This window comes from Bradyrhizobium sp. UFLA05-108 (genome assembly GCF_059803455.1).
In genome coordinates this window covers 163104-177548 of the sequence record NZ_JBANAZ010000008.1, presented here as the reverse complement: position 1 = coordinate 177548, position 14445 = coordinate 163104, and the positions used below count along the sequence as shown (strand labels likewise).

Below are 14445 nucleotides of genomic sequence, written 5' to 3'. Positions count from 1 at the left end.
ACACGCAGTTCGCGCAGCAGGCGGCCCTGAAGGACAAGGTCGCGGTCGTCCATGGCGGCATCACCTCGGCCTCGCGCGAGGTGATCCGGCCCGTGCTCGACAAGTTCAAGACGCTCTATTTCTACAACACCCAGTACGAAGGTGGCGTCTGCGATCGCAATCAATTCGATACCGGCGTGACCCCGGCGCAGACGGTGGAAAAGCTGGTGCCCTATGCCATGAAGAAATGGGGCAAGAAGGTTTACGTGATCGCGGCGGACTACAATTACGGCCAGATCACCTCGCAATGGGTGAAGAAATACGTTACCGAGAACGGCGGCGAGGTCCCCGCGATCGACTTCTTCCCGCTCGACGTCACCAATTTCGGCCCGACCATCTCCAAGATCCAGGCAGCGAAGCCGGATTTCGTCTGGTCGGCGCTGGTCGGCGGCGCGCACATCTCGTTCTATCGTCAGTGGGCGGCTGCCGGCATGCGCAAGAGCATTCCAATGGCGTCGACCACTTTTGCGGTCGGGAATGAACACATCGTGCTGTCGCCCGATGAATGCAATGGCATGCTGATCTGCTACAATTATTTCCAGGACCTGAAGAACCCGGTCAACGAGAAGTTCGTCGCAAGCTTCCTCAAGCGCTTCGGCGCCGACTATCCCAACATCACCGAGCTCGCGATGGGAACCTATCAGGGGTTCCGGCTGTGGGCGGAAGCGGTGAAGAAAGCCGGGAGTATCGACCGGATGAAGGTCATCGAAGCCCTCGAAACCGGCATCAGCATCGACGCACCGTCAGGCAAGGTCACGATCGATCCGCCGACGCATCATTGCGTGCTCGACGTCCACATCGCCGAGGTCGCCGACAAGAAGCTCAAGGTGCTGGAGGATTTCGCCCAGCAGAAGCCGGCCGATACCGCCGCGGTCTGCGATCTCATCAAGAATCCGACCGACAACCAGCAATATGTGATCAAGATTTGAGAGCGGATTGAGAAAGGTGAACGTGGACCTCGTTGCTCTCCTGGCAATCCAAGTCCTCTACGCGATCGCCAGCCTTGCGCTGATCAGCGTCGGGCTGGCGATCATCTTCGGCATGATGCGCGTCATCAATCTCGCGCATGGTGAGTTCCTGATGCTCGGCGGCTATGCGGCCATCGTCGCGACCAGCCACGGCATCAGCATCTGGGTAGCGATGCTGGTCGTGGCGCCCATCGTGGTGGGCCTCATCGGCGTCATCGTCGAGCGGACCATCATCCGCTTTCTCTATGGCCGCATGATCGACACCATGCTGGCGACCTGGGGTCTCAGCCTGTTCCTCGTCGGGCTGACCACGGCGATCTTCGGCAACACCACTGTGGGCATCTCGGCGCCGCTCGGCAGCTTCCAGATCGGCGCCTACCGCACCAGCGTCTACACGCTGTTCGTGATTGCGGTCGCGGCGGTGGTGCTGGCTGCGATCTTCGCCTTGATGCGCTGGACGCGGTTTGGCCTGATCGCCCGCGGAACGATGCAGAATGCCAACATGGCGGCAGCGCTGGGCGTCAATCCGCCGCGCGTCTACGCCGTCACTTTCGGCATCGGCGCCGCGCTGTCGGGCCTCGCCGGCGCGGTGCTGGCGCCGGTCTCCGGGGTGTTTCCCACCATCGGCGTCGCCTATGTCGCCAAATCCTTCATCACGGTGATCGGCGGCGGCGCTGCGATACTCAGCGGCACGGTGTCGGCATCGGCGCTGTTCGGGACCATCAACCAGATCGCGACCTTCGTCACCACGCCAGTGTTCGGTGAGGTCGCGTTGCTCGCGGCCGCTGTCATCCTGATCCGCCTGCTGCCGCAAGGGATCACCGGCCGCTTCTTCCGGAGAGGCCTGTGAACGCACGCGTGCTAAATCTTGTTGGCATCGGCCTCGTCGGCGCGGTCGGCGTTGCATTCCTGGTGCTGGTACCGCGCTTCTTCGAGCTCGACGTCGTGCTCGAGCTCACGGTCTACATGATCATGGCAATCCTGGCGCTGAGCCTCGCTCTGATCTGGGGTTATGGCGGCATACTTTGTTTCGGCCAGTCGGCGTTCTTCGGGCTCGGCGCGTATACCTATGCGATCGCGATGTTCAACATCGGAGAGAGCACGGTCCCGCTTCTGCTAGCCGTCGCCGTGCCGGCGGTCTTTGCGGCGCTGCTCGGCTATTTCATGTTCTATGGACGCATCAGCGATGTGTATCTCGGCGTCATCACGCTGACAGTGACGCTGATCCTGTTCAACTCCATCAACTCGACGGCGGGACCGGAATTCCATATCGGCTCGGCACGGCTCGGCGGCTTCAACGGCATACCCGGCATCCCACCGTTGAATTTCCCTGGCAACAAGGCTGCGCTGATCGATCTCGAAGGCATGTTCTATCTGGCGACCGCCGCGCTGCTCGCGACCTATTTTGGATTGCGCCTGCTGCTGGCGAGCCGGTTCGGCCGCATCATCGTCGGCATCCGGGAGAACGAACGGCGCGCCGAGCTGCTTGGCTATGATCCGCGCGCCTACAAGCTTGCGACGTTCACCATTGGTGGTGCACTGGCCGGATTTGCCGGCTGCCTGTTCGCCAATTGGGGCAACTTCGTCAGTCCGACGATCTTCGGTCTCGCCCAGTCGGCGCAAATCATCATCTGGGTCATCGTCGGCGGGCGCGGCACGCTGATCGGGCCGATCGTCGGCTGCATCGGTATTCAATGGCTTACCACCGCGCTCGGCGCCAATCAACCGAGTGGCGGTTCGGACCTGTGGGCCAAGATCTTCGCCAACGCGCCGCTGATCTTTGGAGTCATCTTGATTGCCTTCGTGCTTCTGGTGCCCAAGGGGCTCGTGCCGACGCTGGGCGATATCGGCCAATCGCTGCTCGCCTCGCGTGGCAAGGGAGCCAAGCGGCTCCAGCCCAAGCGGGCGGAGGAGGGCTGATGGCTGCACCGCTGCTTCAGACCCTGGACCTCAGCATGCATTTCGGCGGCGTTCGCGCCGTGCGCCAGGTCAATTTCTCGTTGGCCGAAGGCGAGCTGCGCTGCCTGATCGGTCCCAACGGCGCAGGCAAGAGCACGTTTTTCAAGATGCTGACCGGACAACTGGAGCCGACCCATGGCCAGGTGTTGTTCCGCGGCAAGGACATTTCGCACGCGCACGCCCACGACATCGGCCGGCTCGGCATCGGCATCAAGACCCAGGTTCCGAGCGTCTTCGACGGCCTGTCGGTACGGGAAAATATCTGGCTGGCGACAAACCGCCTTCATTCCGGCGATAAGGCGAGGCGCGTTGTCGACGAGATGCTGGCGCGGGTCGGCTTGACCGAAGCCGCCGAACGTCTGGTGGGGCAGCTGGCCCATGGACAGCGGCAATGGGTCGAACTCGGGCTCGTGCTGGCAACCGATCCCGATTTGATCCTGCTCGACGAGCCCGCGGCCGGCATGACCCACGAGGAGGTCAACAAGACGGCCGAATTGGTGCGCGAGATCAACCGTACCAAGGCGTTGATCGTCGTCGAGCACGACATGCAGTTCATCCGCATGATCGCCAAGCAGGTCACGGTCTTCAACCAGGGCAGCGTGCTGGTCGAAGATAGCCTTGAAAACATCATGCGCAATCCGCAGGTGCGCGACATCTATCTGGGCAAGCAGGCAGCCGCATGATGCTCGATGTACAGGGACTGCGAACGGGGTACGGCCGGATTCCGATCCTCAACGGGGTGAGCTTCTCCGTCAATGAGGGCGAATTCATCGGCATTCTGGGCCACAATGGCATGGGCAAGACCACGCTCTTGAAGGCGTTGATGGGATTTTTGCCGGCGACCAGCGGTCGTGTGATGTTCGGCCATGACGACGTCACGGCGATCGAACCCTACCGGCGTGCGCGGCTCGGCCTCGGCTACGTGCCGCAGGGCCGAGAGATCTTCCCCGGGCTTACCGTCTACGAGAATCTGCGCATGGGCTGCAGCACGCAGGACGGCGTGGAAGAAGACATCATCGCGACCGTGCTGGAGGAGTTTCCCCGCCTGAAGGCGTTGCTCGATCGCCCCGGCGGAGCGCTGTCGGGCGGCGAGCAGCAATTGCTGACGATCGCGCGCTGCCTTTGCGGCGACCCGCGGCTGATCCTGCTCGACGAGCCGACGGAAGGCATTCAGCCCTCGATCATCGACGAGATCGTTCATACCCTGCAACGGCTGCGAGCCAGGAGCGGGCTCACCATGATCCTGGTCGAGCAGAATCTGGACTTCATTGCTTCGCTGTCGCAGCGGATCCTGATTATCCAGAAGGGCGCGATTACCCGGGAAGTGTCACCGGGCGAGCTCGGCGACGCAAGCCTCGTCGGAGAATTTGTCGGTATCGCAACGTAGGCCCGCCGCACGCGGGCATGATCAGAGGGAGACCCAAGCCATGGTAGTCAGGAGACCCACACTTGATCAGCTGCGCAGCGTCGCCGAGGACCTCGGCATGCACATGGGGGATGCAGAGCTCAAATCCTACGACGCGCTGATGCAGGCGAACTACGCCGCCTACGATGCGGTCGATGCCATGCCGGACTATGTTCCGGCGGTGAAATATCCGCGCACGCCCGGCTATCGCCCCGCGGGCGAGGAGAACAAGTTCAACGCCTGGTACGTCAAGACCGAAATCAAGGGCGCCCCGAATGGTAAGCTCGCCGGCAAGAAGATCGCGCTCAAGGACAACATCTCGCTCGCCGGCGTCCCGATGATGAACGGCGCATCGACGCTGGAGGGCTATATCCCCGATACGGATGCCACCATCGTCACCCGCATGCTCGACGCCGGCGGCACCATCGTTGGCAAGGTGCACTGCGAATATTTCTGCTTCTCCGGTGGCAGCCACACGTGTGCAGCTGGACCGGTGCACAATCCGCACAAGATGGGATACTCCGCTGGCGGTTCATCCTCAGGCAGCGCAGTGGTGGTGGCGACCGGTGAGGCCGATATGGCGATCGGCGGCGATCAGGGCGGCTCGATCCGCATTCCGGCCGCCTTCAGCGGCATTTACGGCATGAAGGCGACCTATGGCCTCGTGCCCTATACGGGCGTGATGCCGATCGAGCTCACGATCGACCACACCGGCCCGATGACGGCCAACGTGCGCGACAACGCGGTGCTGCTGGAGGTGCTGGCAGGGCCCGATGGACTTGATCCGAGGCAGGGCGCTCTGAAGGTCGGAAAGTACAGCGACGAGATCGAAGGCGGCGTCAGGGGATTGCGTATCGGCATCGTAAGGGAAGGATTTGGGCATCCAAGTTCGGAGCCAGACGTCGACGCCAAGGTCAAGGCGGGCGCCGACTTGTTCCGAAAGCTCGGCGCCACCGTTGAGGAAATCTCGATACCGATGCACCTCGCTGCGCCGGCGATCTGGCTGCCGATCGCCGCCGAAGGCGCCACCGAGTTCATGATGAAGGGCAACGGCATGGGGACGAACTGGCGTGGTCTCTACAACACTACGCTGCTGGACGCCCACTCCGCCTGGAAGCATCGCGCCGACGAATTGTCCGACAGCCTCAAGATCACGATGCTGCTCGGGCAATATTTCACCAAGCACTATCGCGGCCATTTCTACGCTAAGGCGCAGAATTTGAACCGCAAGCTGCGCGCAACCTATGACGAGGCGCTGGCCAAATACGATCTGCTGCTGATGCCGACCCTGCCGATGAAGGCGACGCCGCTACCGCCCGCAGACGCGCCCCGCGAGCTCTACATCCAGCGCGCGTTCGAAATGGTTCCCAATACTGCGCCGTTCAACGCCAGCGGACATCCGGCGATGAGCCTTCCCTGCGGCATGAGCAACGGTCTGCCGATCGGTCTGATGTTGATCGGCAAATATTTTGACGAGCCGACGATCTATCGCGCCGCCGCCGCGTTCGAAGGCGCCGGCGACTGGAAGAAGATGTAACCGCACCGGGGCGGCCTGCCGGCATGCGAGCAGGCCGCCGCACCAGCAACGGAGGCGACCATGGATCTCGGATTGAATGGAAAGAGCGCGCTCGTAACCGGCGGCAGCAAGGGCATTGGGCTTGCGATCGCCGAGCTATTTGCGGCCGAGGGCGCCAACGTCGCGATCTGCGCCCGCAATGCCGACGAGGTTGGCAACGTCGTGAAGAGCCTCTCGGCGAAGGGCGTCAAATCGTGGGGCAGGGCGGTCGATGTCGCCGATCCGGTCGCGTTGAAGGGCTGGATCGATGGGGCCGCCGCCGAACTCGGTGGCATCGATACCATCGTCTGCAATGTGAGCGCGCTGGCGGTCGGCGACACGCCCGAGACCTGGGAGAAATCGTTCCGCACCGACATGATGCACACCGTCAATTCCGTCGCGGCCGCGCTGCCCTATCTGGAAAAGTCGAAATCCGCGTCGATCATCATCGTCTCGAGCGTGTCGGGCTTCGAAGTCGATTTCGCCGCCGGGTCGTACGGCGCCTTCAAGGCGGCCCTGATCCACTATGCCAAGGGTCTCAGCAATCAGCTGATCGCCAAGGGAATCCGCGTTAACGCAGTGTCGCCAGGCAACACCTACTTCGAAGGGGGCATTTGGCAGAATATCGAGCGCGGCATGCCTGATCTCTACAAGACTGCAATGTCGCTCAATCCAACCGGGCGTATGGGCACGCCGCAAGAAGTCGCTTCCGGCGTGGTGTTTCTTGCGAGCCCGGTAGCATCTCGCATCTCCGGCACCAACCTCATCATCGATGGTGCACTCACAAAGGCTGTCTAATGAGCTGCCCACCGGCTGCTGTTGCAGTTCGACGGCACGAAGGCGTGGGTTGCGCCATGCGCAGAGGGTGGTGGTCTTGAGCTATGAGGAATGGCGGCGACTGTCCCAGGTCCCCAGCTTCGGGCGCCTGCTGATGTCGGCCCCCGTGAGGGCAGGCGATCTGCCGGCGCGCAATCGCGCAAAGGTCAGCGCAGGTTGAAGCAAGTTCGGTTGCCCGCCGAAGTCTTACTCCCGCGCTATCTTCTCAAACCTCTTCACCAGCCGCTCCCGCTTCAGCCGCGACAGCCGCTGGATCCAGAACATCCCGTCGAGCTGATCGATCTCGTGCTGATGACACACGGCACGCAGGGAGTCCGACTCTTCGGTCTGCGTGTTGCCGTCGAGATCCTGATAGCTGATCCGCACGCGGGCGTGGCGCTGGACCTCGTCGTTGACGCCAGGCATCGAGACGCTGCCTTCGCGGTGCAGGATCATCTCGGGTGAAGCCCACTCGATCTCGGGATTGACGTAAGTCCGCGCGCCGTCCTTGGCGTCGAGCTCGAGCACTACGACGCGCAAGGGGATGCCGATATGCGGCGCCGTGATGCCGATGCCGGGCGCGGCGCGCATCGTCTCGAGCAGATCCTGTGCAAGCTCCCGCAACGCGTCGTCGAACACGGTCACGGGCCGCGCCGGGGTCGCAAGCCGGCGGTCGGGATAGCGGACGATCGGGCGGATGGTCATGATCTCCTGACGGTGCGGGTTCCGAAGTGATGCCGTCAAGCGCTGCTCGCACCGTTGCGCTTGCGGACTCCGCGGGCGTTCGTTCCGCCTTGGGGTTTATCGGCTCCACGGTATTTGACGTGCTCGATGAACGCGCGCAGTTTTGGCAACGCCTGACGTTTCCCCGGGTAGTACAGAAAGACGCCTGGCCCGGTGACGGCATAGGGCGTCAGCAGCGCTTGCAACCGGCCATCGGCAATCGGCGCTCTCGCGAGCGGGCCGGGCACCTGTGCGAGCCCGACGCCCTGGATCGCGGCGCCGAGCAGCGTGACATAGTCGTGCCCGATGAGCGGCCCCGATACGATCGCCTCGATCGCCTTGTTGCCGTCAACGAACGGCCAGGGCGCGATCGATCCGTTCGCGCGGCGCAGGCGGAGGCACGCGTGCTCGCGAAGATCATCTACTGCCGCCGGTTTCTTTCGCCCGCGCAAATAATCGGGGCTGCCGACGACCATGAACGGGAACGGCTGTGTCAGCCGCACCGCGATCATGTCGGGCGCGATGAGCTGGCCGAGTCGGATGCCGGCATCGAATCCTCCAGCGGCAAGATCGACCATCTCCTCGCTGGCGGCGATCTCCACCTCTATCTCGGGATAGGCGCGGCAGAACGCGGCGATCACCGGCTCCAGGATCAGCGGCACGACCGAGCGGGGAACGGCGAGGCGGAGCAGCCCGGCCGGCCGCTGTCCAAGGTCGCGCGCAGCTTCGCTCGCGGCAATCAGCTCCGCGAAGGCAGGCTTTGCGCGCGACAGGAAACGCTTGCCGGCCTCGGTCAAGCCGACACTGCGCGTCGTGCGGATGAACAGCGCAGCGCCAATACGCGCTTCGAGGGTGCGCACCGCTTGGCTGACCGCCGACGGCGTCACGGCGAGTTCGGCGGCGGCGCGGCGAAAATTGCGGTGCTGGGCCACGGCGAGGAAGGCCTCGACGCCGTCGAGTGCACTCTGCCTGATTGTGAAGTTCTGCTTCATGGCCTGTCGAGATTATCGCGGATAGTTGCTGGCCGGAAGAGGCCCTATCTATGCGCCGAGACCTGAAGCTTTCATGGAGTCCTGCAAATGACCGATGTCATCGACGGCGTGCGTGACCACTATGCGGCGAACGGCCTGACCGGGCGGCTGAAAGCTGCGCTCTCGGCCTTTGGGCCGGAGGATCAGCGGCTCGCGCCCCAGCAACTCGCGGCTCTCGACCAGTTCCACACCCGCGGCCTCGCGGCGACCGACGACCTTGCCAGGCTCGCCGGGGTCACCGCGGACACGTTGGTTCTCGATGTCGGCTCGGGTGTTGGCGGGCCGGCACGCTTTCTCGCGTCGACCCATGGCTGCCGGGTGACTGGCGTCGATCTCAGCGATCCCTTCGTCGAAGCCGCGCGCTACCTGACCGCGCGCACGGGCTTGAGCGAGCGTGTGACGTTCGAGACGGCAAGCGCGTTCGCGCTGCCGTTCGACAACGGTCGCTTCGACGTGGCGTGGCTCCAGCATGTCGCCATGAACATTCCGGACCGGGCACGACTCTATCGTGAAATCCGGCGCGTGCTGAAGGTGGGCGACAGATTTGCGACCTACGACGTCGTCTTGGCCGGCGGCGAGCCGCTTTATCCGGTGCCGTGGGCGCGAACGCCGGCGACGAGCTTTCTGCTGTCGGCCGCAGCCACGCGCGAGGCGGTCGAGGCAGCCGGCTTTCGCACGCTGGTCTTTCAGGACGACAGCGAGGCCGCCAAGGCCTGGGTCACCCAGCTTCGCGCGTCCGGACCGCAGCCGTCACCCAATCTCGGCGTGGTGATGGGGCCGGACTTTGCCCAGCTCTCGGCCAATCTCGGACGAAATCTCCTGGAGGGCCGGCTCGGCATTCTGACCGCGGTGTTCGAAGCCGCATCCACCGCCGTCTGAGGAGACACCAGATGTCGACCGCAACCATCTTCCAGATTCATCTCGTTCTCGGCTACGTCCCGTGGCTGCTCTGCTTCTTTGCGTACGGCTGGCCCTGGCTCAAATCGATGGAGCCGGTCGAGGCGCAGCGCGTCATCGCCACTCTGCACAGCTTCCGCTTCTTCGGGCTGGTCTTCCTGATCCCCGGCGTGGTCGGGCCGAATCGGCTTCGCCAGCTTCGCCGCCTATTTCGACTTCGTGACCGGACTTCTGGCGATGCTGGCGCTTCTCACGGTGCGGGTGCAGCCCCTGTTCTGGTTGTTCGTCGTCGCGTTCAATCTCCTGGGGGCAGGCGATATCCTCGTCGACTATTATCACGGCAATCAACTTGGCCTTGCGCCGCTTGCGGGAGAGCTGGGCGCTGTCTACGCGATCCCGATCATCTATGTGCCCCTGCTCATGATCACGCACGTGGCCGCGTTCTATCTGATGGCGCGTTCTCGCGGGCCGCTGGCGGTGCTTCAGGGTGATGCCGCAAGAGCGAGTTGAGTGCTCGCTGGCCCGAATGCCATTCCGGCACCTTCGGCACGGCGGCATCGCGCGAGGGCAATAGGCGGTAGCAGGCGCGCGGGTCAGCCGACCTCTATGTTCATCTCCGCGATCAGCCGCTCGCGCCCCGCCAGGGAGTTCAACGCCTTGTCACCCAATTCTCTCGCGACGAGGTTGAGCAGCGCCTCACAGAAGACGACATAGGCGCCCATGCTGTTCGAATAGAAGCTGCTGGCGTGGGGGATGAAAAAGGCATGCTCGGCGGGAGGAACGAGCGGTGACGAGCGGGAATCCGTAATCGCCATGACCGTCTGGCCGTTCGACGCCGCGACCCGGGCCACCTCCGCGACGCTGCGCGTATAGGGCGCGCAGCTGGCGACGATGACGACGTCGCCCCGGTCGAGCTGTGACAATGCCTCGGCGACGCCGAGGCGCGGCGCGTCGAGCAGCGCGACGTCCGAGCGCACCATTCCCAGGCAATAGGTGAGAAAGCTCGCCAGCGAATGGAATTGGCGAACGCCATGGACACGAATACGGCGGGCGCTCGCCAGGAGCCTCACAGCCCCTTGCAGAGCGGCTCCGTCCAGCTGTCCGAGAAATCCGTCGACATTTGCTGCCGTCTCCCGGGCCAGCTGCTCGAACGTCTGGACTTCGGCATTGCCGACGGACGGCGCGGCCATGAGCCGGCCGGCCTGGCGGCTATAGAAATACTGCTGCTCGTTGGCGATGGCCTTGCGGAAGACCGCCTGGAAGTCGCTGAAGCCTTCGAAGCCGAGACGTTTCGCCAGCCTGGTCAGCGTCGACGGATTGATGCCGAACTGATCGGCAAGCTCCGAGATCGAGCGAACCGCCGACTGTTCCGGCGCTTCCACCAGCTTTGCGAAGACATCATGCGCTTTGGCGCCGAGCGAGAAGCCTGCCTCGTCGCGGCCGATCGAGAGCGCGAGTGCCCTGAGATCCTCGATGGTGCGCGGCGGCTCCGCGACGGCTTCCTCTGGCATCACCTTAGATCCTGTTCACGCCGCGAAAGGCACCAGCCCATCCCGCATATCGAAGCGAGCTGCTTCGTGCACTCCATCGTAGACAGACCACTCGACCTTGTCAGCCCCGACCCGGAAGACGGCGCTTGCGAGCGTGTTCTCGACGTCGCTGTCGGCCGGATCCGTGCGGTAGATCGGCAATTCCGCGTCGGCTGCGTCCCACAATATGCCGAGCGCGCGGCCCTGCGGGTCCGACGGGTGCGTCTGGCCGAGCAGCATCTCGCCGCGCCGTTGTCGCACGCCGGACGAACCGGTGACGATCTGCGACATGCGCCCGGTGTCGGCATGGATCAGATGATTCGAATGGACTCGCGGTGCCCGGACCCGATCGACCGACAGGGCCCGGGCGGTGAACTCGACGCTGAGAAGCCGCTCGTCCCCGGCTTGCGCCAAAGTCAGGTGAAATGCGCCGGCGCGCGGCGCGGATTTGAGCACGGTGAGCGCCGCGTCGAGGTCCGCTGCGTCGAGTATCGCGCGGGCCAGCACCATGCGCGGCGTGCCGGCGCCGCCGGCCAGCGGCCTGATGTTGTTGACGGTCTGGACCAGCCCCTTCGATGTGGCCGCAAATGTGTGTCCCGGCAGCGAGCCCGGGTACACAAAGGCGGTGAACGCCGTGCCTCCTTCGGATGCAAGATGGGCGAGGGCGCAGTGGCCGGCAAAATCCGGGTCGCCATCCTCGTTGTGGCCGATCACATGCGCAGAGCCGGGCAATTGCACGGTCGTGCAGCCATCCGGCGCCATCGCCCAGATATCGCCGCGGCAGTTCCACAGGAAGACGTCGTCGAACGGCAGCGCCAGCCCGACGGCGAGGCCCTGCAGCTCAGCCCAGTATCTTGGAAACCGTTCCCGAACGATGGCCGCCATCTCGCCGATCAAGGGATCGCCGCGGCGCGTGGTGAGCTCGCGCCACGCAGCAGAGGTACGGAAATGGTCCTGCAGCGCCGCTTGGCCGAAGCGCCCAAGGGCAGCGCCGACATCAAATGGCGACCCTGCGACATCGATGAAGGAAAGCCGGCGGCCGGCGTCAGACGACATGTTGCAGAAACTCTTTCAGGCGAGGGTTTTGCGGGTTGGCCAGCAGCTCCCGTGGCTCGCCGTCTACGGCGATCTTGCCGCCTTCCATGAAGATCAGCCTGGTGCCGACCTTGCGGGCGAAGGCCATCTCGTGGGTGACCACGATCATGGTCATGCCTTCCTCGGCCAGCGCCTGCATGACGCGCAGCACTTCATGCCGCAGTTCCGGATCGAGTGCGGACGTCGGCTCGTCGAACAACATCAGCTTCGGCTTGACGGCAAGCGCGCGGGCGATCGCGACGCGCTGCTGCTGGCCGCCGGAAAGCTCGCTCGGATAGTGATGAGCGCGGTCGGCGAGGCCGACCTTGGCGAGCATTTCCAGCGCCCGCTTTCGCGCATCCTGCCGCGACTCGCCGCGCACGCGACGCGGGCCGAAGGCGACGTTCTCGAGCGCCGTCATTTGCGGAAACAGGTTGAACTGCTGGAAGACCATGCCGGCTTCCTGGCGGATCATGCGGACCATGCGGCCGCCGGCCTTGACGCTGATGCCGTCGACGACGAGATCACCGCCATTGATCTCCTCCAGCGCATTGATGCAGCGGAGCAGCGTCGACTTGCCGGAACCGGAGGGACCGATCAGCACGACCTTCTCGCCGGCCTCTATCGAGAGGTCGACCTCGTTGAGGATCGTGACCTGGCCGAACCGCTTGGTGACTTTCTTGAACTCCACGATGCTCACAGGATGCGCATCCTCTTTTCGGTCATCCGGAGGATAAGCGTCAGCGCGCCGGTCATGATCAGGTAGAACATCGCCACGGCGGACCAGATTTCGACGGCGCGAAAGTTGGCCGCCATGATTTCCTGGCCTTGCCGCGTGAGTTCGCCGACACCGATGACGATGAAGAGCGACGTATCCTTCAGGCTGACGATGAACTGGTTGCCGAGCGCCGGAATCATGCGGCGGAAGGCGAGCGGGCCGATGATGTAGAGAAGCACCTTCCAGAGCGGCAGGCCGAGCGCCAGACCGGCTTCCCGCAGTCCTTTATGGACGGAGAGAAACGAGCCGCGCACGATCTCGGCGATATAGGCTCCGGCGTTGACGATGATGGCCATGATCGCCGCCGCGAGCGGGTAAATGCGGACATTCGCGAGAATCGGCAGTGCGAAATAGATGAACATCACCTGCACGATGATCGGCGTGCCGCGTATGAGCTCGACATAGGCGAAGGCTATGGCGTTGAGGATAGCATTGCCGTAGGCGCGCGCCAGGCCGGCGGCAAAGCCGATCAGCAGTCCGCCGGCGAGCCCCGCCAGCGCGATCAGCACGGTGAGGCGGGCACCCTTCAGGAGCTCAGGCAGGGCCTGCCAGATAACCGACCACTCGAAATCCATGAGAGCATTCCTCTAGGGAAGGCGCGCCGGCTAAAGCATGATCCGGACCCGGAGGGCCGCGTTAGCGCAAAGTGCGAAGCGGTTTTCCGAAAAGATCACGCTCAAACAACAACCTAAAGCGCGATGGCGATTTATCCTGATCTCATCGCGCTTTAGGCCAGCGCGCGCGCCACGGAACGTGGATCAGCTCTTCGGCGGCTCGGCGCCGAACCACTTCTTGTAGATGGCTGTGTAGGTGCCGTCGCCCTTCAGCTTGACCAGCGAGGCGTTGACCTTGGCGATGAGCTCGCTGCCCTTCGGGAAGGCCATGCCATATTGCTGGGCCATCATCTGGGGACCTACGGTCTTCACTTTCCCCTGGCCGTTGGTCTTGATGTAGTAGAGGACGTTGGGGGTGTCGTGCATCGCGGCGTCCGCGCGTCCGGTCGCGACTTCGAGATAGGCGTTGTCGCTGTTGGGGAAGAGGCGGAGCTCCGTCCCCTTGAAGTGCTCCTTGGCGTAGTCGGTTGCCGACGTGCCGGTCTTCACGGCCAGCGTCTTGCCGACAAGGTCTTCCGGACCTTTGATCGTGCTGTTGGTCGGCACCATCAGCAGGAAGCCGCTGTCGTAATAGCCGTCCGAAAAGTCGATGACCTTCTTGCGCTCGTCCTTGATGGTGATGCCGGCCAGTCCGACGTCGACCTGCTTGGTCTGCAGCGCCGGGATGATGCCGTTGAAGTCCATCGGCTGCAGCGTGTAGGTCACGCCGATATCCTTGGCGATGGCGGCCCACAGGTCGATGTCGAAGCCGACATACTTGTCGCCCTCCTTGAACTCGAACGGAACGAAGGCCGTGTCGGTTGCGACGATCAGGTCGCCGGCACGAGCAGGCTGGCCGAGGGCCAGGGTTGCCGCGACAGCCGCGGCGGCGGTCAGGCTGGCAAGCGCGAACTTCATTTGGGGGGTCCCCTTTGCTGGGATTGCCACAGAACCCCCACATCGTCGCACAAAATATGAAAATTTAAAGTGCATCTTTTTGTACAATGCATTTAATATTTGCACAATCAAGTGGCGCTTGATCCCCGGGGCGGGGCACCTTGGACGGAACCCCGGTTGG

15 protein-coding genes and 1 pseudogene are annotated in these 14445 nt (G+C 63.6%); 9 read left to right on the top strand and 7 right to left on the bottom strand.

Features of this window, described 5'->3' with window-relative positions; translation table 11 throughout:
• From SO140_RS08650 to SO140_RS08620, 7 genes are all read left to right on the top strand, one after another.
• A partial coding sequence (locus SO140_RS08650) for a transporter substrate-binding protein (protein ID WP_498542417.1) occupies positions 1-968 on the top strand: 968 nt, incomplete at its 5' end.
• Positions 969-990: 22 nt separating this feature from the next.
• Entirely contained in the window at positions 991-1857 is an 867-nt protein-coding gene (locus SO140_RS08645; protein WP_449384285.1) for a branched-chain amino acid ABC transporter permease, read from the top strand.
• A complete protein-coding gene (locus SO140_RS08640; RefSeq protein ID WP_449384283.1) occupies positions 1854-2927 on the top strand; it encodes an ABC transporter permease subunit in 1074 nt (357 codons plus the stop codon). The genes SO140_RS08645 and SO140_RS08640 overlap by 4 nt, the downstream gene beginning before the upstream one ends.
• Positions 2927-3649 (top strand): ATP-binding cassette domain-containing protein, encoded by a 723-nt coding sequence (locus tag SO140_RS08635; protein WP_449384282.1) that lies wholly within the window; start codon positions 2927-2929, stop codon positions 3647-3649. Before SO140_RS08640 ends, SO140_RS08635 begins: the two co-directional genes overlap by 1 nt.
• Positions 3646-4353, top strand: coding sequence for an ABC transporter ATP-binding protein (locus SO140_RS08630; protein WP_449384281.1), 708 nt, complete (start codon positions 3646-3648; stop codon positions 4351-4353). Before SO140_RS08635 ends, SO140_RS08630 begins: the two co-directional genes overlap by 4 nt.
• A 40-nt stretch (positions 4354-4393) precedes the next feature.
• Positions 4394-5908, top strand: coding sequence for an amidase (locus SO140_RS08625; protein ID WP_449384280.1), 1515 nt, complete (start codon positions 4394-4396; stop codon positions 5906-5908).
• A gap of 60 nt (positions 5909-5968) precedes the next feature.
• Entirely contained in the window at positions 5969-6724 is a 756-nt protein-coding gene (locus tag SO140_RS08620; RefSeq protein ID WP_449384279.1) for an SDR family NAD(P)-dependent oxidoreductase, read from the top strand.
• A gap of 225 nt (positions 6725-6949) precedes the next feature.
• Here the strand turns inward: SO140_RS08620 and SO140_RS08615 are convergent, their stop codons facing one another.
• Positions 6950-7447: a peptide deformylase gene (locus SO140_RS08615; RefSeq protein WP_474797069.1), complete on the bottom strand. Its 498-nt coding sequence runs from the start codon at positions 7445-7447 to the stop codon at positions 6950-6952.
• A 35-nt stretch (positions 7448-7482) separates the two neighbouring features.
• Positions 7483-8457, bottom strand: a complete 975-nt coding sequence (locus SO140_RS08610) for a LysR family transcriptional regulator (RefSeq protein ID WP_449384277.1) — start codon at positions 8455-8457, stop codon at positions 7483-7485.
• Between the two features lie 87 nt (positions 8458-8544).
• On the opposite strand from SO140_RS08610, the gene SO140_RS08605 reads away from it, so the two are divergent.
• The gene (locus SO140_RS08605; RefSeq protein WP_449384276.1) at positions 8545-9375 is read left to right on the top strand and encodes a class I SAM-dependent methyltransferase; all 831 of its coding nucleotides are present in this window, start codon (positions 8545-8547) and stop codon (positions 9373-9375) included.
• 11 nt (positions 9376-9386) lie between these two features.
• Positions 9387-9903 (top strand): annotated as a pseudogene (locus SO140_RS08600) (DUF8737 domain-containing protein).
• Between the two features lie 83 nt (positions 9904-9986).
• Here SO140_RS08600 and SO140_RS08595 read toward each other — a convergent pair.
• From SO140_RS08595 to glnH, 5 genes are all read right to left on the bottom strand, one after another.
• The gene (locus SO140_RS08595; RefSeq protein ID WP_449384275.1) at positions 9987-10904 is read right to left on the bottom strand and encodes a MurR/RpiR family transcriptional regulator; all 918 of its coding nucleotides are present in this window, start codon (positions 10902-10904) and stop codon (positions 9987-9989) included.
• 15 nt (positions 10905-10919) lie between these two features.
• A complete protein-coding gene (locus tag SO140_RS08590) occupies positions 10920-11978 on the bottom strand; it encodes a C45 family autoproteolytic acyltransferase/hydrolase (protein ID WP_449384274.1) in 1059 nt (352 codons plus the stop codon).
• Positions 11968-12696 carry a glutamine ABC transporter ATP-binding protein GlnQ gene (gene glnQ / locus SO140_RS08585; protein WP_449384273.1) on the bottom strand — a complete coding sequence of 243 codons (729 nt, stop codon included), beginning with the start codon at positions 12694-12696 and terminating at the stop codon, positions 11968-11970. Before glnQ ends, SO140_RS08590 begins: the two co-directional genes overlap by 11 nt.
• Positions 12693-13349, bottom strand: coding sequence for a glutamine ABC transporter permease GlnP (gene glnP / locus SO140_RS08580; protein ID WP_474797070.1), 657 nt, complete (start codon positions 13347-13349; stop codon positions 12693-12695). The genes glnQ and glnP overlap by 4 nt, the downstream gene beginning before the upstream one ends.
• Before the next feature lie 183 nt (positions 13350-13532).
• Positions 13533-14285 carry a glutamine ABC transporter substrate-binding protein GlnH gene (glnH, locus tag SO140_RS08575; RefSeq protein ID WP_449384271.1) on the bottom strand — a complete coding sequence of 251 codons (753 nt, stop codon included), beginning with the start codon at positions 14283-14285 and terminating at the stop codon, positions 13533-13535.
• Positions 14286-14445 lie beyond the last annotated feature (160 nt).